We start from the raw sequence: 19,347 nt of genomic DNA on the forward strand, positions 1-19,347 counted from the left end.
GGTTTCCCTCCTTGCGCTTGTGACCTGCGCCGCTCAGCCGTCGGAGGGCTCCTCGTCCGGGTCCGGCAGATCGGGTACGAGCGCGCACATCGCCGCGCGTTGGTCGGGCCCCATGGAGTCCGCGAGGGCCTGGCGGACGGTGCCGGCGAGCAGGGCGGAGGTCTCGTTCAGGAGGTCGCGGGCCTTGTCGGTGAGGGCGACCTGGACGCCGCGCTTGTCGCCGCACACGGAGGTGCGGGCGACCAGACCGGCCCGCTGAAGGCAGGCGATCTGGTAGGTGAGCCGGGTCTTGGGGCGGCCGAGGAGGTCGGCGACCTGGGTCATGCGCAGTCCGGTGCGGGGCTGTTCCGCCAGCAGGCACAGGATCAGGAACTCGTCGTGGGAGACGTCGAGGGTCTCCTTCACGACCGACCGCAGCCGCTGCTCCACGGCGCCCGTGGCGGCCAGCAGGATCATCCAGGCGCGCAGCTCGGCGGGCAGCAGGCTGCCCGCCGAGGCGGGACATTCGAGCTGATGGGCGGGGTGCGCGTCGGAGGCGGACATGGGTCGAGTCTACCTGTTGTCCAATTTTGGACCAGAAGGTTGTCCAGTTTTGGATTAGCAGGTTGTTCAAATTTGGATGACGCGCTAGCGTGAGCCGTCAGTCATCCAAATTTGAACCACTCGATTCCGGAGTACGACCATGACCGTCGCCGTGCAGACAGGCACCTGGCAGCTCGACCCGGCCGCGTCCACCGTGGGACTGCGGCACAAGACCATGTGGGGACTCGTCACCGTGAAGGGCACGTTCACCGCCGTCGCCGGCGGCGGCGAGGTGCACGCCGACGGCTCGGCCACCGGCACCGTGACCCTGGAGGCGGCCTCCGTGGACACCAAGCACGCCAAGCGGGACACCCACCTGCGCTCGGCCGACTTCCTCGACGCCGACAACCACCCCGAGATCACCTTCGCGGTGCGCGGCGCCGAACGCCTCGACGGCGACGGCGTACGGGTGACCGGTCAGCTGACCGTGCGGGGCATCAGCAGGCCCGTGACCTTCACCGCGCGCCTGACCGACGCGGGCGCCGAGGCGCTCACCCTGGACGCCGAGTTCACCGTGGACCGCGACCAGTTCGGCATGGGCTGGAACCAGCTGGGCATGATGCGCGGGCTCACCACGGTGTCGGCGAGGCTGCGTTTCGCGCGGACCGAGGGATGAGCCGCCCGCTCAGCCCTTGAGGCCCAGCTCGGCCCGGCGCACGTCCTCGGTGGAGAGCGTCTGCGGGGTCGCCGTGAAGGCGCGCAGCCGGATGTGCGTGTACTCCTTCGTGGGCAACGGGAAGCCGCCCTTGGGCGCCCGCAGCTCCACGGTCGCCGTGGTGTGCGCGGGGATCGTGGCCGGGCCGTGCGCGAGCGTCCAGTACCGGCTCATGCCCTGACCCGTCGTCAGCATGTAGTGCGGGGTCAGCGCGGTGCTCCCGGTGTTGGCGACCTTCACCGTCAGCGTCGACAGGGTGCGCGCCGAGCCGTGCCGGGCCGCCGTGATGTCCATCCGCAGCGGCGGCCCGCCCGTCACCGCGAGGGTCGCGCTCACCAGCGCGGGCGTGATCAGCAGGACGACCGCGGCGACCAGGGCCGGCCGGCGGCGCGGGCCGGTCAGCCACCGGGGCCGCGGCTGCCACGCGTTCCGGAACTCCGACAGGGGCGCGGTGATCGCCGCCGTCAGCCACAGCGGGGTGTACATCAGGTAGTAGCCGTCCTGGGACCGGGTCGCCAGGTAGAAGGCGCACCAGGGCAGCACGGTCGCGGCCGGGCCCAGCCGCCGCACGAACAGCACGAACAGCACCAGCAGGGACGCGGCGAGCAGCGCGCTGGCGTGGCCGTACCAGTCGAGCCGGTCGCTGCCGTGGGTGAAGTACAGGGAGATGTCGACCAGACCCTGGCCGTGCAGTACCGCGCCCTGGGTCAGCGGCAGGGCGACGCCCTCCAGCCACGGGCCCGGCTCGCTCACGATGAAGTACGCGTTGATCAGCAGCCAGGTGACGACCGCGATCCCGGCGATCCGCAGCACCACCCGCGCGGCCGCCCGCCCGCCGACCTCACCGCGGCGCAGGGCGTAGATCCCGGCCAGCAGGAACGGCGTGACGAACCAGGGGAGTTGCTGTGCCGCGCACGCGGCCCCTATGCACACGGCCCGCGCGATCCCGCCGGAACCCAGCCGGCCCCCGGCGCCGAACCGCGGCCAGCGCACCACCACCGGCACCAGCAGGACCAGGCCGACGATCGCCGGGTAGCCCTGACGGGCGTACATCGGCAGGAAACCGAAGCCCAGACAGACCATCGTGGCCGCCGACCGCCACGGCGTCGGCAGCAGCCGCCACAGCATCACCGCGCCCACGATCAGTACGACCGTCACCGCCGCGGTCGCCGGGGCACCGCCGTGGCCCAGGGCCAGGAACGGCACGGTGAGCAGCGGGGCCAGCGGCGGATAGCCGTACGTGAAGTCGTAGCCGCCGTCTATCGTCGGCGTCAGGGCGACACCCTTGGTGTGGAACAGCCACGGCCACGGCTGCCCGTACACCGTGTGCCCGTTCACCAGCTCCTTGGCGGCCTGCGTGGTCAGGACCGCCTCGTCGCCGCCGGCGTGGTTCAGCGCCCAGGCGCACAGGGCGAGGACGATCGCCGTGACCAGCACGACCAGGTCCAGGCGGGCCAGCGAACGCGCACGGCGGACCGTGAGCGCGAGCACGCCGGTCACGAGGATCGAGGCGTAACAGACCGAGATGGCCGCCGCGAGGACCAGTTTGTGCGTGGCCGCCTGCGTCCACACCGCGCGCGTGCCGATGAACAGGCTGACGTCGGCGAGCAGCGTCAGCACGCGATGCCACTGCGCGGGTGGCTCATGGAGCGTCGCGCGGGCGACCGGGACGGCGGACACCGCCGACTGCGTCCGCCGGCCGGCTGTCACCTGCTGGGTTTCTGCCAAGTGCACGGCACTGGACGCTAACGGCAGCCGGTGAGCGCGGTGTGGCGGCATGTGAAGAGTCCGGTATGAGGGCGGTAAGAAGCGGACGTAAACGTACATGTGACGCAGGTCGCTCCCGGCCGTGGCGCGCCGGAACGGTCGCGCAGTGTGTCGCAGTTGGGCCGAACGGGTGACTTGGCGTAAGAATTGGCCGGTGCAGGCATGGAGTGCGAGTCAGGTCAGGGGGAGCCGGTGAGCCGTTACGACGTCACCGATGAACAGTGGGAAGGGCTCGCCCAGGTCGTGCCGCTGCGGGGCCGGGACGCCTGGCCGTCCGCGGTGAACCACCGCTCGCTGCCGGACGCCGAGACCGAGACGCGGCGCCGGTTCGTCGTCCTGCGCGTCAACGTCTTCGCCGACGCCCGGGAAGTCGCCGAGACCCTGATGGCCGGCGCGCCGGTCCTGCTCGACCTCTCCGGCGCGGAGACCGAGGTCGCCAAGCGCGTCCTCGACTTCAGCACGGGCGTGGTCTTCGGCCTGGGCAGCGGAATGCACCGCGTCGACCGCAACGTCTTCCTCCTCACCCCACCCGGCACCGAGGTCAGCGGGCTGATGGAGGGGGTCGCGGTGTCGAAGGGCTGAGAAGGCCTCCGGCGGTCGAACGGTGGGCTCCGGGGTCGGGCGGGGTGTTGTTCGGGGTGGCTGCGCGGTGTCCACCGGCGGTTGAGCGGGGGCTCGCGTGGCTGAGCGGATACTCCGGCGGTACCGCGTGGTGGCTGAGTCGGCGGGCTCCGGGGTGGGCGCGGGGCATCGGCCCTTCCGTTCGGGCGAGGCGCCGGCCGCGTGGGGCGTTCTCACCAAGGGTGACGATGACTCGGCCACCTGCTGTTCTCACGTAAGGATCGCGCGGGTGACTCGGTGGTACGGGAGGTGGGCCGTGCCTGCCTAGGGAGCGGGACCAGCCGGCTGCGACGGTGCGGTGCGGTCGATGGAGAGCGTGGAGCCGGCCGGCACTCGACATCGCTCACCGCGCAGGTCGAGCCGGGACAGCGTCGGCAGGGGCGAGCGTGCCGTGGCGTGCGCGTGGGTCCGGTGGTCCCGGTAGCCGGTCGCTCGTTGTCACTCGACCGAGTGGCCCCTCGTCCCGTTTGGTCCCGTCCGGACGCCCGATCGTAGGAAGGTGCCGGCAGGAAACGGTTCGGCAGGTGGGGGGAGTTCTACGGTCCGGGGCATGGCCGTGTCTTCCGTGTCCGCTCAGCCCCCCGCCGCCGACGCGCCCGCCGGGACCGTGCCCGCGCAGGCCCGGCGGTCCCTCGATGTGCGCGCCCGGATCACCGAGTTGCGGCTGTCGGCCTTCGCCGGGCATCGGCGGGCCGGATTCCCGCTGGGGCCCGTCACCTTGTTCGCCGGGCCCAGTGGAACGGGGAAGACGACCGCGCTCACGGCGTACGAGGCGCTCGCCAGGCTCGGGGGCGGAGCCTCGCTCCTGGAGGTGTTCCCGGACCCGGCGGCCTGTGTGCCGCAGCGGGCGCGCCCGGATGCCGGAGGGCGGCGCGGCTTCCGGATCGGCTGTACGGCCGACGGCGCCGAGGGACCGGTCCGGCTCGATGTCGCCGTACAGGCCGAACCGGACCTCAGGATCGTGGGGGAGCGGCTGACCGCGGGCGGGGTCGTCCTGCTGGAGACGGCGTTGCGCGACCCCGGACGCGGTACCGTCCAGGCCGCCTGGCACACCGCAGGCTCCGCTCCGGTGACCCGCGCACCGCTCCCCGACGACCGCCTCGGCACCCCTCTGCTGCCGCTGCGCGTGGCCGGCAAGACCGACGGACAGCGCCATGTGCTCGCCGCCGCCGAGCAGATGGTGGTCGCCCTGCGCTCCGTCTTCCCCTGCGACCCCCGCCCCGAGCGCATGCGCAGCCCCGTGCCCACCGGTTCCGGCCGGCTGCTGTCCGGCTGCGACAACCTCGCCGACGTGCTGTGGCGCACCCGCGCCGAATGCGGCCGCCGGCACGGCCTGCTGGTGGACGCCCTGCGTGCGGGCTGTGCGGGACCGGTGACCGATCTCGCCGCGGAGCCGCTGCCGGACGGCACGGTACGGGCGCTGCTCGACCGCGGCGACGGCCCGCGCACCGAACTCGCCCGGCTCGGCGACGGCGAACTGCGCTACCTCTCGCTGACGCTGGTGCTGCTGACCGGGCCCGGCGTCCTGGACGTGGACACCCCGGGCGAGGTGCCCGACGCCCTGCGCACCCTCACCGTCCTCGCCGACGGCTTCGACCGCGGCCTCGACCCCGTCCAGCGCCGGGAACTGCTGCGGACGGCCGCCCGGATGGGCGAGCGCGGGCACATCCGGTGCGTGGGCGCGGTGAGCGACGCCTCGTGGGCCACCGGGACCGAGGGCGTCACGGTGGTACACCTGGACGCGTGACGGAACCCCTCGACCTGGCCCGACTCCAGCGCAGGCTCGCCGAGTTCGCGGCCGCGCGGAACTGGCAGCCCTACCACACCCCCAAGAACCTCGTCGCCGCGCTCAGCGTGGAGGCCTCTGAACTGGTCGAGATCTTCCAGTGGTTGACGCCGGAGGAGTCCTCCCGCGTGATGGCGGACCCGGACACCGCGCACCGGGTCACCGACGAGGTCGCCGACGTCCTCGCCTATCTGCTGCAGTTCTGCGACGTCCTCGGCGTCGACCCGCTGGCCGCCCTGGCCGCCAAGATCGACCGCAACGAGCGGCGCTTCCCGGTGCCGGGGGCGCAGGGCGCGTCCGAGCGCCCCCAGCCGCCGGAGGAGTGAACTCCGCTATGACTCTCCGGAGTTGAATCACTCGTCGAATCCGAATTGTTGTCCACAGATTTCCGTCTACCTCTGGCTTTTCACCCCGAGCGGTTTCACTCTGGGTAGTGACCAAGAGTGTTCAAGCGGGCGTGCGAGGAAGCGCGCGGAAGGACGGGGGCGACGCATGGATGCGATAGGACTCATCCTCACGAGCAGGCGTGCGCTGGCGTGCGGCGCCGACGCGGCCGAGATCATGGCGGAGGTGTGGCAGGCGCAGGCCCTGGCCCAGGCGATCGGCAGCCGGCTCGCGGTCTCCGGCCCGCCCGAGCTGCGCGGCGAGGCGCTCGGCCTGACCGAGCTGGCGGGGCGGGGCTGCGGAGTCCTCGACCCGCCCGAAATCGACCTGGGCGACCTGCGCGCCGCCCAGCTCACCGAGCTGGCCGACGCCCGCGAGACCCTGCTCGGCCTCGGGGGTCTGCTCGGCGAGGTGGGCATGGCCCTGGTCGGCATGGCCAGCGGGGCTGACGACGAGACGACGTACTGGCAGTGCATGGAGGCCATCGACGCGGCCGACGAGTCCCGTGACCGCGTTTTGGAGATGCTGCGCAAGCTGGCGGCGCGGGAGGAGGCCTCACAGGACGGCGATCAGAACAGCCTGAACGGCAACCGCAGCAGCCCGTCCGGCGTTTGAGCGCGAGGCCCGCCCGGCGGGCGCCTTTCACCCGACCGGGGGGCGGCTGTGCCGGGGGGTACCGGCGAGGTGGACGCGGTCAGGGGTGTGCAGGATGGATGTATGGACCTTCGAATCTTCACCGAGCCCCAGCAGGGGGCCACCTACGACACCTTGCTCACCGTGGCCAAGGCCACCGAGGATCTGGGCTTCGACGCCTTTTTCCGCAGCGATCATTACCTCCGGATGGGCGGCGTGGACGGCCTGCCCGGGCCCACGGACGCCTGGATCACGCTCGCCGGACTGGCCCGTGAGACCAAGCGCATCCGCCTCGGCACGCTCATGACGGCCGGCACCTTCCGGCTTCCCGGCGTGCTCGCCATCCAGGTCGCCCAGGTCGACCAGATGTCCGGCGGCCGGGTGGAGCTCGGCCTCGGCGCGGGTTGGTTCGAGGAGGAGCACCGGGCGTACGGCATCCCGTTCCCGAAGGAGAAGTTCGCGCGGCTGGAGGAGCAGCTCGCGATCGTCACCGGGCTGTGGGCGACCGAGCTCGGCAAGACCTTCGACTTCCACGGCACGTACTACGACCTCACCGACTCGCCCGCGCTGCCCAAGCCGGCCCAGAAGAGGATCCCGGTGCTCGTCGGCGGTCACGGCGCGACCCGTACGCCGCGGCTGGCCGCCGAGTTCGCCGACGAGTTCAACATCCCCTTCGCCTCCATCGAGGACAGCGAGCGCCAGTTCGGCCGGGTGCGGGCCGCCGCCGAGGAGGCCGGCCGCGGCGCGGACGCGCTGACGTACTCCAACGCGCTCGTGGTCTGCGTCGGCCGGGACGACCGGGAGGTCGCCCGCCGCGCCGCCGCGATCGGCCGGGAGGTCGACGAGCTGAAGGCCAACGGCCTGGCCGGCTCGCCGGCCGAGGTCGTCGACAAGATCGGCCGGTACGCGGCGATCGGCTCCCAGCGGATCTACCTGCAGATCCTGGACCTCGACGACCTGGACCACCTGGAGCTGATCTCCGCCGAGGTGCAGTCGCAGCTGTCGTGAACCGTTCGGGCCGCCCCTCCGCCAAGGGCCTCACCCCGGCGGAGGGAGCCGTTCGTGTGATGAAGTGACCGTCATGGGTTCCGGCATCCACGTCCACATGTTCCGCGACGGCGACGTCGTCCCGATGGACGCCTCGGTCGTCCGGGAGGTGCTGGAGCCCTACGCCCCGTACGACGTGCCCGACGACGAGCCGGTCGAGTGGGTGCGGGCCGCCGACGGCAGCGACGCCGAGGTGTACACAGGTGACGGGGTGTACTTCGACCGGCCGGGCCCCGGTGTCCTGGACGTCATCGCCGGGCTGGCCCGCCGTACCGGCGCCGCGATCCTGCTGCCGGGCGAGCCGACGGCGATCGTGACCCGCGAGGAGGGGCTGCGGCACCTGCCGGAGGATCTGCGGGCGCAGGCGGTCGTCGTGCCGCCCGCCCTCCTGACCGGCCAGGCGATCGCACAGGTCCTCAGGCCGCGGCCGGAACCCCGGCAACGGCCGATGCTGCCGCCGTTCCCCTACCACCCGGACCCGGTGGCCACCGGGTCGATCGTCGCGGCCGACGAGACGTGCGCGTGCTGCGGGCACGACCAGGGCTGGATCTACACCGGCCCGGTCCACGGCGAGAACGTGCCGGACGGCCGCCTCTGCCCGTACTGCATCGCGTACGGCACCGCGGCCGAGCGGCACGGCGTGTTCTTCAACGAGGCCGCGGGCCGCCGGATGCCGGAGGAGGCGGCCCGGCTGATCCGTGAGCGCACCCCCGGCTTCGCCACCTGGCAGGACTGGGGCTGGCCCGCGCACTGCGGCGACGCAGCCGAGTTCCGCGGCGTGGTCGGGGCGAAGGAACTGGCGCCCCACCCGGACGCGCTCGACCGTCTGCGCCGGCGGTGCGCCGAGTGGGGCTGGGAGTCCGGGGCGACCGAGGACTTCCTCGCGGCGCTCGACAAGGACGGGCAGCCGACCGCGTACCTCTTCCGCTGCCGCGCCTGCGCGACCCATCTCGCCGAGGCCGACTTCACGTGAGCCCCTGCCCGGGCGAAGGGCCACCGCCGTGCACCACGGCGGCGGCCCCCCGCCTGCGTCAGCCGCGCTGCGCGAAGCCGTAGTCGAGGATCTTCGTCGCGTCCTGGAAGCGCTGGTCCACCGAGGTGTCGGCGAGCACCGTGCCCACGACGGTCCGGCCGCCCCGGGTCGCCGCGAACACCAGGCAGAACTGCGCCTCAGGTCCCGAGCCGGTCTTCACACCGATCGCGCCCCGGTAGGAGCCGAGCAGCTTGTTGGTGTTCTCCCACGGCGCCATCGCGTGCGTTCCGCCGCCCGGCCGGTAGGACTGCATGTCCTTGTACAACGGGGTGCCGACGACCTTCCGGAACGTCGCGTTCTTCAGCGCGACGGCGGCCAGTTTCGTCAGGTCGCGCGGCGAGGCGTAGTTGTTGCCGTTGGACACCCCGTCGAAGGAGTCGAAGTGGGTGTTGGTCAGGCCCAGTTCGCGTGCCTTGCCGTTCATCTTGGCGATGAACGACCTGGTCCGCTGGGCCGTCGTCGACCCGGTGCCGTAGGTGTCCGCGAGCGCGTAGGCCGCGTCGCAGCCCGAGGGCAGCAGCAGCCCGTACAGCAGGTCGCTCACCTTCATCGAGTCGCCGAGGATCAGGTGGGCGCTCGAATAACGCTGGGCGTGCGTGGTGGGGTCGATGACGTAGTCCGTGTACTCCTTCTTGATCTTCACCTTCTTGCCGAGGTCCAGGTGCGGCTGGGACAGCACCACGAGCGCCGTCATGATCTTCGTCGTGGACCCGGTCCGCAGCCGTCCGTCCGGTGCCTTGCCGAACAGCGTCTTGCCGGTGGCCGGGTCGAACGCGTACGCGCCCTGGGCCGACACCTGCGGTGCCGTGGCCGCCTGGGCGGGAGCGGCCGCGAGGATCCCCGTACCGAGGACCGCACCCGCCAGTGCCGCGACGACGGCTCTTCTGCCGGCGCGGACTCCGTGGCCATGGGACATGGTTCCCCCTTGAGTCAGTGGTCAGTTGACGGTTGATCACTATGCCGTAACTGTGGATGTCGCGTGTCGGAAGTGTGGGCTCCACCACAGCGCGACCGATCAGGGCTTGATCGGATGACCGGGTGCGCAAAATCCTCCCTCTCGCCCTCACCGGCCTGTTCGCCCTGTCGGCATGCCGGTTCGCCGGTCACGACGACCCCGCCGACAAGGCCCGCCGCCTCAACACCACGGCGTCGTTCCCGCTGCACGCCTACATCCCCGATCCCGCGTCGGACGGCGCGAAGGCCGTCAGCCGGGCGCAGTGGATCCTCGGCAAGCAGTGCATGGTCCGGCTCGGCTTCGCCGGCTTCGCGACGCTCGACCCCAAGGCCGTCGAGTCGACCTACGCGGTCCGGCAGGGAACGCTCACGAGGGAGGACATGCCCGGGGACGACAGCCCGTACGGCGTCGCCGACCCCGACCTGGCCGCCGAGCACGGCTACCACAACCGGACACCGGACAGCTCCGCCCAGCCCCAGGAGTGGCCCGCCGACCAGTACACCGCCCTCACCGGCGTCTTCGAGTCCGGGGGCAGCCACGTCTCGCACGGTCACCGCATTCCCGAGGGCGGCTGCCTGGGACAGGCCACACGGAGGATCTACGGCGCGCCGCCGAAGGTGGTGAAGGTCGACGGTGTGAGGCTGTCCGGCTACTACTCGCTCGCCCTCGCGCTGTGGAACGAGTCCCACGAGCAGGCGCGCAAGGACCCGGCCTGGAAGAAGGCCGACCGCGCCTGGTCGGCCTGCATGAAGAAGAAGGGCTTCCACTACCCGGACCCGGACGAGGCGTCCCTGGACTCCGACTGGTTCGGGCACGAGAAGCCGTCGGCGAAGGAGAAGGAGACCGCGTCCGCCGACGCCCGGTGCAAGCTCGACACCGGCTACAACCCCGCCGTGCACGCCCTCGACGTGCGCACGCAGAAAACCTTCATCGCCAGGAACAAGGAGAAACTGGAGGCGCTGCGGGCGGCGGACGAACGGGCGATGCGCAAGGCCCGGACGATCGTCAGTCACGCCTCCTGACCGGTGCACAGGGAGAAAACCGGTGGTCAACGGGTTCTCCGAGCGGAAGACTCGGTCATGTGTTCCTGACGATCTCCACGCGCGGCGACGCCGCCCACCCGGCCACCGACCTCGGGTACCTGCTGCACAAGCACCCCGACAAGGCGCAGAAGTTCTCCACGTCCTACGGCACGGCGCACGTCTTCTACCCCGAGGCGGACGACCGGCGCTGCACGGCCGCGCTGCTGCTGGAGATCGACACGCTCGCGCTCATCCGGCGGGGCAAGGGCAAGGGCCGCGGCGGCGCCCCCGACGCGGCCCTCGCGCAGTACGTGAACGACCGCCCCTACGCGGCCTCCTCGCTGCTCGCGGTCGCGCTGAGCGGCGTGTTCTCCAGCGCCCTGCGCGGCGTGTGCACCGCCCGTCCCGAGCGGGCCGCCGCCCCGCTGCCCCTGCGCATGGAGGTGCCGGCCCTGCCCGCCCGCGGCGGCCCCGACCTGGTACGACGGCTGTTCGAGCCGCTGGGCTGGACGGTGACCGCCGAGCCCGTCCCGCTCGACACCGAGTTCCCGCAGTGGGGCGACTCGCGGTACGTCCGCCTGGTCCTGGAGGCGGAGACACTGACCCTCGCCGAGGCGCTGCGCCATCTGTACGTCCTGCTGCCGGTCCTCGACGACGCCAAGCACTACTGGGTCTCCTCCGACGAGGTCGACAAGCTGCTGCGGGCCGGCGAGGGCTGGCTGCCCGCCCACCCGGAGCAGAAGCTGATCAGCAGCCGGTACCTCTCCCGCCGCTGGTCGCTGACCCGGCAGGCGATGGAGCGGCTGGAACTGGTGCGCCTCGCCGAGGCCGACGACAGCGAGGTCGAGGAGATCGACAACGCGGTCGAGGCCGAGACCGAGGAGGAAGAGCGGCCCACCCCGCTCGCCGTGCAGCGCCGCGAGGCGATCCTCGCGGCCCTGCGGGACTCCGGCGCCGCCCGCGTCCTCGACCTCGGCTGCGGACAGGGCGAACTGGTCCGGGAACTGCTGAAGGACGTGCGGTTCACCGAGATCGTCGGCCTCGACGTGTCCGTGCGGGCGCTCACCATCGCCTCCCGCCGGCTGAAGCTGGACCGCATGGGGGAGCGGCAGGCGTCCCGCGTCAAGCTGGTGCAGGGCTCGCTCGCCTACACCGACAACCGGCTCAAGGGCTACGACGCCGCCGTGCTCAGCGAGGTGATCGAGCACCTCGACCTGCCCCGGCTGCCCGCCCTGGAGTACGCCGTGTTCGGGCACGCCCGCCCGCGCACGGTCCTCGTGACCACCCCGAACGTCGAGTACAACGTCCGCTGGGAGACCCTGCCCGCCGGACACGCCCGGCACGGCGACCACCGCTTCGAGTGGACCCGGGCGGAGTTCCGCACCTGGGCGCACACGGTGGCCGAACGGCACGGCTACACGGTGGAGTTCGGGCCCATCGGCCCCGACGACCCCGAGGTGGGCCCGCCCACCCACATGGCACTGTTCGTGATCAGGACCGAGAAGGAGGCGAAGGCGGCATGACCGAGTCGACAGAGCAGCAGGGACGGGTCCTCCCCGTCACCGACCTCTCCCTCGTCGTCCTCGTCGGCGCCTCCGGCTCGGGCAAGTCCACCTTCGCCCGCCGGCACTTCAAGCCCACCGAGGTGATCTCCTCGGACTTCTGCCGCGGTCTCGTCTGCGACGACGAGAACGACCAGAGCGCGAGCAGCGACGCCTTCGACGTCCTGCACTACATCGCCGGCAAGCGGCTGGCCGCCGGCCGCCGCACCGTCGTGGACGCCACCAGCGTGCAGCAGGACGCCCGGCGTCAGCTGATCGAGCTGGCCAGGAAGTACGACGTGCTGCCCATCGCCATCGTGCTGGACATCCCGGAAGACGTGTGCGCCGCGCGCAACGCGGCCCGTACCGACCGCGCCGACATGCCCCGCCGGGTCATCCAGCGCCACATCCGCGAACTGCGCCGCTCGCTGCGGCACCTGGAGCGGGAGGGCTTCCGCAAGGTGCACGTCCTGCGCGGGGTGGAGGAGGTGGAGCACGCCACCGTCGTCACCGAGAAGCGCTTCAACGACCTGACCCATCTCACCGGCCCCTTCGACATCATCGGGGACGTCCACGGCTGCTCCGCCGAACTGGAGGCGCTGCTCGCCAAGCTGGGCTACGCCGACGGCGTCCACCCGCAGGGCCGTACCGCCGTCTTCGTCGGCGACCTGGTCGACCGCGGCCCGGACACCCCGGGCGTGCTGCGCCGGGTGATGTCGATGGCCGAGTCGGGCAACGCGCTGTGCGTGCCCGGCAACCACGAGAACAAGTACGGCCGCTACCTGGCGGGCCGCAAGGTCCAGCACACCCATGGGCTCGCCGAGACCATCGCGCAGATGGAGGGCGAGAGCGAGGAGTTCAAGGAGCGGGTACGGCGGTTCCTGGCGGGCCTGGTCAGCCACTACGTCCTGGACGGCGGCAAGCTGGTCGTCTGCCACGCCGGACTGCCCGAGAAGTACCACGGCCGCACCTCCGGCCGGGTCCGCTCGCACGCCCTGTACGGCGACACCACGGGCGAGACCGACGAGTTCGGGCTGCCGGTGCGCTACCCGTGGGCGGAGGACTACCGGGGCCGCGCCGCGGTCGTCTACGGCCACACTCCGGTGCCGGAGGCATCCTGGCTCAACAACACGATCTGCCTGGACACCGGCGCGGTCTTCGGCGGCAAGCTGACCGCGCTGCGCTGGCCGGAGCGCGAGCTGGTCGACGTACCGGCCGAGCGGGTCTGGTACGAGCCGGCCCGCCCGCTGCGCACGGAGGCTCCCGGCGGTGAGGACGGCCGGCCGCTGGACCTCGCGGACGTGTACGGCCGCAGGGCCGTGGAGACCCGGCACGCCGGCCGGGTGGCGGTCCGCGAGGAGAACGCGGCCGCGGCCCTGGAGGTCATGAGCCGCTTCGCGACCGACCCGCGCCTGCTGCCGTATCTGCCGCCGACCATGGCACCGACGCCGACCTCGCAGGTCGAGGGCTACCTGGAGCACCCGGCCGAGGCCTTCGCGCAGTACGCGGCGGACGGCGTCGAGCGGGTCGTGTGCGAGGAGAAGCACATGGGCTCACGCGCCGTGGCCCTGGTGTGCCGGGACGCGGAGACGGCGCGCAAGCGGTTCGGCGTTGGGGGTACCTCCCGCTCGAGCGAAGCCGAGAGTGGGGGAGGTCCGACCGGGTCGCTCTACACCCGTACCGGGCGGCCGTTCCTCGACGACGATCGGGTGACCGAGGAGATCCTCGGACGCCTGCGCTCGGCGATCACGGATGCCGGTCTCTGGGACGAACTGGCCACCGACTGGCTGCTGCTGGACGCCGAGCTGATGCCGTGGTCGCTGAAGGCCTCGGGGCTGCTGCGCAGCCAGTACGCGGCCGTCGGCGCCGCGTCCGGCGCGGTGTTCCCGGGCGCGCTGGCCGCGCTGGAGGCCGCCTCGGCCCGGGGCGTCGACCTCACCGGACTGCTGGACCGGCAGCGGGACCGGGCCGCCGACGCGGCCGCGTTCACCGCCGCCTACCGCCGCTACTGCTGGACCACGGACGGCCTGGACGGCGTACGCCTGGCGCCCTTCCAGCTGCTGGCCGTCCAGGGCCGCAGCCTCGCCGCGCTGCCGCACGACGAGCACCTGGCCCTGATCGACCGCCTGGTGGAGCACGACGGCACCGGACTGCTGCAGACCACCCGGCGGCTGTACGTCGACACCGGTGACCCGGAGTCGGTGCGCGCGGGTGTCGACTGGTGGCTGGAGATGACCGGCCGCGGCGGCGAGGGCATGGTCGTCAAGCCGCTCGGCGCGCTGGTCCGCAACCCGGACGGTCGGCTGGTCCAGCCCGGCGTCAAGTGCCGCGGCCGGGAGTACCTGCGGATCATCTACGGCCCCGAGTACACCCGCCCGGACAACCTCGCCAGGCTCCGGCAGCGCTTCCTGAACCACAAGCGGTCCCTCGCCCTGCGCGAGTACGCCCTCGGCCTGGAGGCCCTGGACCGCCTCGCGGACGGGGAGCCGCTGTGGCGGGTGCACGAGGCGGTGTTCGGGGTGCTGGCCCTGGAGTCGGAGCCGGTGGACCCGCGCCTGTAGTCCGGCACGCCGAGTCGGGCCGCATCCGTCGGTCACAGAACGCCCTTGTGTCGCACACACATCTGTCCATATGGTGGACAGCCGGTGCGGCACATGGGTGTTCGCGTGTCCGGCGGGGAGGGGTGGTGGACGTGGAGATCAAGAAGGTCGTGGTCCGCGAGGAGGAGCGGGGCACCGGCCGCCGGCCGGCGATCCTGGAGAAGCGGCCGACCCGCTGAGCATGCGCGTCCATCTGGTCACGATGCCCTGGCATCCGCTCGACCTTCCGTCACTGCAACTCGGCCTGCTGAACCGGCTGGTCCGGCAGGCCCGCCCCGAGGCCGAGGTGGCGGAGTTCCACGGCTCCCTGCGCTGGGCCGAGTTCCTGCTGGAGCACTCCGGGGGCCGGCTGCGGCCGGGCGACTACGTCTCCGTCGGCAGCGACGCCATCTTCCACGGCCTCGGCGACTGGGTCTTCTCCGGCGTCCTGTACGACGATCCGGACTGGGGCCTGGCCCGGCTGCGGGACTACGCCGCCGACCGGGACGTCCTCATCGACACGGCCGTCGCCATGCGGCCGTACGCCGCCGCCTTCGTCGCCGCCTGCGCCGACGAGGTGCTCGCGGCGGAGCCCGACGTCGTCGGGCTCACCACGACCTTCATGCAGAACGTCTCCTCCCTCGCGCTCGCCCGCGAACTGAAGCGAAGACGCCCCGAGTCGACGGTCGTCCTCGGCGGCAGCAACTGCGACGGGCCGATGGGCCACGCCCTGCACCGCAACCACCCCTTCGTCGACCATGTGGTGCGCGGCGAGGCCGAGTACGCCTTCCCGGCCCTGTTACGGCACCTGGCCGAGGGCACCGACCCGGTCGACGTGCCGGGCCTGTGCTGGTGGGACGGCCCGGTGTCACGCGCCAACCCCGCGACCCGGCGGACCGTGGCGCCCGCCGACATCCCCTCGCCCGACTACGACCAGTGGCAGGCCGCGCTGGACGCCTCCCCGGTGCGGGAGTACGTCCATCCGAAGCTCGTGGTGGAGGGTGCCCGCGGCTGCTGGTGGGGCGAGAAGCACCACTGCACCTTCTGCGGGCTCAACGGCTCCGCCATGGCCTTCCGCGCCAAGCCCGGCGAGCGGCTGTGGGCCGAGATCGACCGGCTGGTGCGCCGGCACCGCATCCTCGACGTGGTCACCGTCGACAACATCATCGACATGGCCTACTTCCGGGACTTCCTGCCCCGCGTGGCCGAGAGCGGCTGGGACCTGCGGCTGCACTACGAGGTCAAGTCCAACCTCACCCCGGCCCAGCTCCGCCTCCTCGGCGAGTCCGGCACCGTGCACATCCAGCCCGGCATCGAGAGCCTGGGCAGCAGGGTGCTGGACTTGATGGCCAAGGGCGTCACCGGCGCCCGTAACGTCCGCACCCTGCGCGAGTGCGAGAACCACGCGCTGACCTGCTCCTGGAACCTCCTCTACGGCTTCCCCGGCGAGACGGCCGAGGACTACGCACCGGTGATCGACCAGCTCCCCGCACTGGTCCACCTCCAGCCACCGAGCGGCGCCCACCGCATCCAGCTGGAGCGGTTCAGCCCGCACTTCACCGACCCGGACCTCGGCTTCGGCAAGCGCCGCCCGGCCCGGATGTACCAGCACGTCTACGAGCTACCCGAGGACGAACTCGCCGACTTGGTCTACCTGTTCGACAGCGAGGACGCCGGGATCACGGGCCCGGTCGAGCGACGGCTCAAGGCCGCCGTCGCCGCGTGGCGGGCCGGGCACGCGCACTCCCGGCTGCTGTTCGCGGAGGACGGCGACGAACTGCTGGTGCACGACCGGCGGCACGGCCGGGCACCGGTCACCCACCGCTTCTCCGGCTGGCGCGCCGAGGCCCTGCGGCGACTGGAAGACGGCCGTACCGTACCGGCGCTGCACCGGCTGCTGGCCGCCGACGGGCACGGGCCGGGCGTCGACGCGCTGGCCGAGTGGGTGCGACAGGCCTTCGGGCTCGGTCTGTTGTTCCGCGACGGGGCCACCTATGTGTCCCTGCCGACCTGGGGCGAGCCGGTCCGCCTGCCCGAGGGCGCCGGATGAGCGCGCTGTCCGCCGCCGTGCCGTACCGGCTTACCGGACGGCGGGCCGAGGTGACGGGGCCGCTGGAGCTGAGCGGCGCGGGGCGGGAGACGGCGGAGGCGGTGCGCTTCCTGCGCGAGTGCCAGAGCCAGGGCCTGCGGGTGACCTGGCGGGCCGTGGGCGGGCCGTCGTACGACATCGGACTGCTGAGCCATCTGCCGCCGCCGGACGAACTAACGGGAGCGGAGGCCGAGTTGGCCGGCTGGCGGACCGGATATACCTACGGCAGCCTCTACCACCGGCGCGGGCCCGGGTTCGTGACGGTCCTCGACCGGCGGGCGGGGCGGGGCACGGCCGTACGGCTCACCCTCGACCACCCCGAGCTCCTCGCCGCCTTCCTCCGCCTCCAGGAGCCGACACCGGTGGACGCGGTCGGCCGGGAGGCCGTGGGCGTGCTCGTCGCCGAGCGGCTGGTGCTGGCCGCCGGAGGCTGGGCGGTGGCCCTGCCGCCGCGGATCCGGCGCTGGCCGGTGCCCTGCACCGCGATCTAACCGACCAGCCGCAGCCGCTGTCCGCACACCCCGACCCGGACCGTCTGTCCCCAGGTCAGCTGGAGCGCGTCCGTCTCGATGGCGTCGCCGAAGGCGACGAGGCGGTCGGACTCCACGGTGACCGTCAGCGCCGCCGAGGCGGCGAGTTCGCCCGCCACCAGGCTCGTGCCGGTGGCCGGTGACGGCCAGGCCTCGCGGACGCACCACACCAGCCGGTCCTCGGTGGGGGAGGGCAGCGGGATCCGGCTGCCCCGCTCCTGCCACACCGAGCGGAGCCAGCCGGTCGCGCCGGTGCCGGTGCCCGCCAGCACTCCGGAGGAGGCCTGGGCCTCGACGACACCCCCGTCGTCCTCGAGGCCCAGGCGGTACCGGGCGGTCTGATGACCGGGTGTGCCCAGGTAGATCTCGTTGAGTGCGAGCAGCCGCTGGGTGTCGTCGGTGACGGCCTCCACCATGGTGAGTTCGTCCACCGCCGTGGCCGTCGCCGCCAGCAGCTGGGCCGCGTCGGCCGGGCGGTGCCGCACCAGCACCCCCGGATTGCGGCCGGGATCGGTGTCGATGCCGATCACCGGCTGCCCCGCCGGATACTTGGCGGCGTTCGCGACCAGCCCGTCCTGGCCGATGACCACCACCACGTCCTCGGGCGCGAACAGGAACCGGTCCAGGTCGCCCCGCTCCACCTGCGCCTGCCGCCAGGTCGGCGGCACCGCCGCGGTCACCTCGGCCAGCGCGCGGCGGGTGCGCCGGTGGCGTTCGGCCACCTCCTCGATGTCCCGCCCCCCGGGAGGCGAGGAAGAACGCGGCCTGGCCGTGCGTGCCGTGCCGGGCCACCAACTCCTCGTACTCCGTGGTCCGATGGACCAGCACGGCACGCGGGGCGAGGCTCACGCGGAACCTCCGGGGGCGAGCCGGGTGAGCAGGGCGGTCAGCACGTCCGGTGAGACGGTCACGCTGTCGATGTGCGGCAGGTTCTCCGCCAGCCGGGCGGCGGCGAGCGCCCGCAGGGTCGTCGCCCCGTCGACGCCGGCGTCGGTGTGCACCCGCAGCCAGGCCGCCTGGGCCTCGGCCCGCGCCGCGCCCAGCTCCCGCGCGCCCTCGGCCTCGGCCCGGGCGATCCGTACCGCCCGCGCCGCCTCGGCGTCGGCCAGCAGGGCCGTGCGCGCGGCCTCGGCCTCGGCGAGCTGCCGCGACCGCGCCGCCTCGGCCTCGGTGAGCCGGAGCTGCCGCGTGGCCTCCGCCTCCGCGAGCTTCACCGACCGCTCGGCCTCCGCCTCGGCCCGCCGCACCGAGCGGGCCGCCTCGGCCCGGGCGCGCACCGCGTCCGCCGCCTGCTCCTCGGCCTCGCGGCGGGCGTTGGCACCGTGCTGCTCGACCAACTGCTCCTCGCGGCGGGCGAGTTCGATCCTGCTCGCCAGTTCGTTCTCGGCGATGGTCCGCTCCCGCTCGACCGCGACGGCCCGCCGCTCGTAGGTCGCCCGGTCGGCCTCCTGCTGGATCTGTTCCCGGGCGGGGGCGCGCAGGGCGCGCTCCACCTCGGGCTCGGGCCGCAGCGCCATCACCCGTACGGCGACCACCTCGATCCCGGTCGCCGGCAGCCGGGGCTCGGCGCCCAGCCCCGCCGCGACCCGCTCGCGCACCGCCGCGACGCCGTCGACCAGCGCCGCCGAATTGATTCCGCGGCCCGGAGGGCCTCGTCGAGGGGTGGTGGTCGGGAGACGGGCGGGCGTACGGGCGAGCACGTCCAGCGCGTGCTGCTGGGCCGTCTCGGTCAGGAGCGTGCCGAGCTGCTCCAGCGGGGTGCCGCGCCGGGCGCCGGTGTCCGGGTCGATGGAGAAGTCCAGGCGGGCGGCGGCCGCGGCCGGGTCGGCGATGCGGTAGGTGACCGTCGCCTGGACGGACACGTCCTGGAAGTCGGACGTGCGGGCGTGGAAGGTCATCGCCAGTTCGCGGTCGTCGACCGGCACCTCGGACAGGGCCGCGCTGAGCGGCCGGAACCAGAAGCTGAGCCCGGGACCGTCGTGCACCGGCGTGCCCGAGCGGTGGTGCCGGATGTGGGCGGTCGGTGCGCCGCGCAGGTGGCGCAGGCCGAGACGCCGGGTGATGTCGGCCATGGATCCCCCTCGTGTGCGAACCCCCGTTTTTCGTCATGGCGACGATAAGCC

At 72.7% G+C, this 19,347-nt stretch carries 16 protein-coding genes and 1 pseudogene; 12 read left to right on the forward strand and 5 right to left on the reverse strand.

Translation table 11 applies throughout. The features are described 5' to 3' along the window. Window positions 1–33 precede the first annotated feature (33 nt). Window positions 34–543, reverse strand: a complete 510-nt coding sequence (locus ACQPXS_RS33960; RefSeq protein WP_351806126.1) for a MarR family winged helix-turn-helix transcriptional regulator — start codon at window positions 541–543, stop codon at window positions 34–36. Between the two features lie 139 nt (window positions 544–682). Here ACQPXS_RS33960 and ACQPXS_RS33965 point away from each other — a divergent pair, with 139 nt between their 5' ends. Then, window positions 683–1,198 (forward strand): YceI family protein, encoded by a 516-nt coding sequence (locus tag ACQPXS_RS33965; RefSeq protein WP_433453198.1) that lies wholly within the window; start codon window positions 683–685, stop codon window positions 1,196–1,198. Between the two features lie 9 nt (window positions 1,199–1,207). On the opposite strand, the gene ACQPXS_RS33970 is transcribed toward ACQPXS_RS33965, so the two are convergent. Beyond that, window positions 1,208–2,917: a hypothetical protein gene (locus ACQPXS_RS33970; protein WP_433456061.1), complete on the reverse strand. Its 1,710-nt coding sequence runs from the start codon at window positions 2,915–2,917 to the stop codon at window positions 1,208–1,210. Window positions 2,918–3,166: 249 nt separating this feature from the next. Here ACQPXS_RS33970 and ACQPXS_RS33975 point away from each other — a divergent pair, with 249 nt between their 5' ends. The 6 genes from ACQPXS_RS33975 (at window position 3,167) to ACQPXS_RS34000 (ending at window position 8,448) form a co-directional block, all read left to right on the forward strand. Next, complete coding sequence (locus ACQPXS_RS33975; protein WP_356305181.1) at window positions 3,167–3,586, forward strand: cell division protein SepF; 420 nt, start codon at window positions 3,167–3,169, stop codon at window positions 3,584–3,586. Between the two features lie 589 nt (window positions 3,587–4,175). Further along, complete coding sequence (locus ACQPXS_RS33980) at window positions 4,176–5,372, forward strand: AAA family ATPase (protein WP_433453200.1); 1,197 nt, start codon at window positions 4,176–4,178, stop codon at window positions 5,370–5,372. Then, window positions 5,369–5,737, forward strand: a complete 369-nt coding sequence (locus ACQPXS_RS33985) for a nucleotide pyrophosphohydrolase (RefSeq protein ID WP_433453201.1) — start codon at window positions 5,369–5,371, stop codon at window positions 5,735–5,737. The genes ACQPXS_RS33980 and ACQPXS_RS33985 overlap by 4 nt, the downstream gene beginning before the upstream one ends. A gap of 166 nt (window positions 5,738–5,903) precedes the next feature. Beyond that, window positions 5,904–6,410 (forward strand): DUF6099 family protein, encoded by a 507-nt coding sequence (locus ACQPXS_RS33990; RefSeq protein ID WP_351806136.1) that lies wholly within the window; start codon window positions 5,904–5,906, stop codon window positions 6,408–6,410. 102 nt (window positions 6,411–6,512) lie between these two features. Then, window positions 6,513–7,436, forward strand: coding sequence for an LLM class F420-dependent oxidoreductase (locus ACQPXS_RS33995; RefSeq protein WP_433453202.1), 924 nt, complete (start codon window positions 6,513–6,515; stop codon window positions 7,434–7,436). A gap of 73 nt (window positions 7,437–7,509) precedes the next feature. Continuing rightward, window positions 7,510–8,448 (forward strand): CbrC family protein, encoded by a 939-nt coding sequence (locus ACQPXS_RS34000; RefSeq protein ID WP_433453204.1) that lies wholly within the window; start codon window positions 7,510–7,512, stop codon window positions 8,446–8,448. Between the two features lie 58 nt (window positions 8,449–8,506). Here the strand turns inward: ACQPXS_RS34000 and ACQPXS_RS34005 are convergent, their stop codons facing one another. Then, window positions 8,507–9,424, reverse strand: a complete 918-nt coding sequence (locus tag ACQPXS_RS34005; protein ID WP_433453205.1) for a D-alanyl-D-alanine carboxypeptidase family protein — start codon at window positions 9,422–9,424, stop codon at window positions 8,507–8,509. A 122-nt stretch (window positions 9,425–9,546) separates the two neighbouring features. Between ACQPXS_RS34005 and ACQPXS_RS34010 the strand changes: the two genes are divergently transcribed. The 5 genes from ACQPXS_RS34010 to ACQPXS_RS34030 all read left to right on the forward strand — a co-directional run bounded on the left by ACQPXS_RS34010 (window position 9,547) and on the right by ACQPXS_RS34030 (window position 17,185). Continuing rightward, on the forward strand, window positions 9,547–10,485 hold the full coding sequence (locus tag ACQPXS_RS34010; protein ID WP_433453207.1) for a hypothetical protein: 939 nt from the start codon (window positions 9,547–9,549) through the stop codon (window positions 10,483–10,485). Between the two features lie 59 nt (window positions 10,486–10,544). Beyond that, on the forward strand, window positions 10,545–12,008 hold the full coding sequence (locus ACQPXS_RS34015; RefSeq protein WP_433453208.1) for a 3' terminal RNA ribose 2'-O-methyltransferase Hen1: 1,464 nt from the start codon (window positions 10,545–10,547) through the stop codon (window positions 12,006–12,008). Then, a complete protein-coding gene (locus tag ACQPXS_RS34020; RefSeq protein WP_433453209.1) occupies window positions 12,005–14,587 on the forward strand; it encodes a polynucleotide kinase-phosphatase in 2,583 nt (860 codons plus the stop codon). Before ACQPXS_RS34015 ends, ACQPXS_RS34020 begins: the two co-directional genes overlap by 4 nt. Before the next feature lie 220 nt (window positions 14,588–14,807). Further along, window positions 14,808–16,655, forward strand: a complete 1,848-nt coding sequence (locus ACQPXS_RS34025) for a RiPP maturation radical SAM C-methyltransferase (protein WP_433453211.1) — start codon at window positions 14,808–14,810, stop codon at window positions 16,653–16,655. Beyond that, window positions 16,652–17,185 carry a DUF5825 family protein gene (locus tag ACQPXS_RS34030; RefSeq protein WP_433453212.1) on the forward strand — a complete coding sequence of 178 codons (534 nt, stop codon included), beginning with the start codon at window positions 16,652–16,654 and terminating at the stop codon, window positions 17,183–17,185. Before ACQPXS_RS34025 ends, ACQPXS_RS34030 begins: the two co-directional genes overlap by 4 nt. Here the strand turns inward: ACQPXS_RS34030 and ACQPXS_RS34035 are convergent. Then, window positions 17,182–18,073: pseudogene (locus tag ACQPXS_RS34035) on the reverse strand (hypothetical protein). The gene ACQPXS_RS34030 and the pseudogene ACQPXS_RS34035 sit on opposite strands and share 4 nt — an antisense overlap. Beyond that, window positions 18,070–19,296, reverse strand: a complete 1,227-nt coding sequence (locus tag ACQPXS_RS34040; protein WP_433453213.1) for an SPFH domain-containing protein — start codon at window positions 19,294–19,296, stop codon at window positions 18,070–18,072. Before ACQPXS_RS34040 ends, ACQPXS_RS34035 begins: the two are co-directional and overlap by 4 nt. Between the last annotated feature and the right edge of the window lie 51 nt (window positions 19,297–19,347).

This window comes from Streptomyces sp. CA-142005 (assembly GCF_050942335.1).
Taxonomy (GTDB): Bacteria; Actinomycetota; Actinomycetes; order Streptomycetales; family Streptomycetaceae; genus Streptomyces.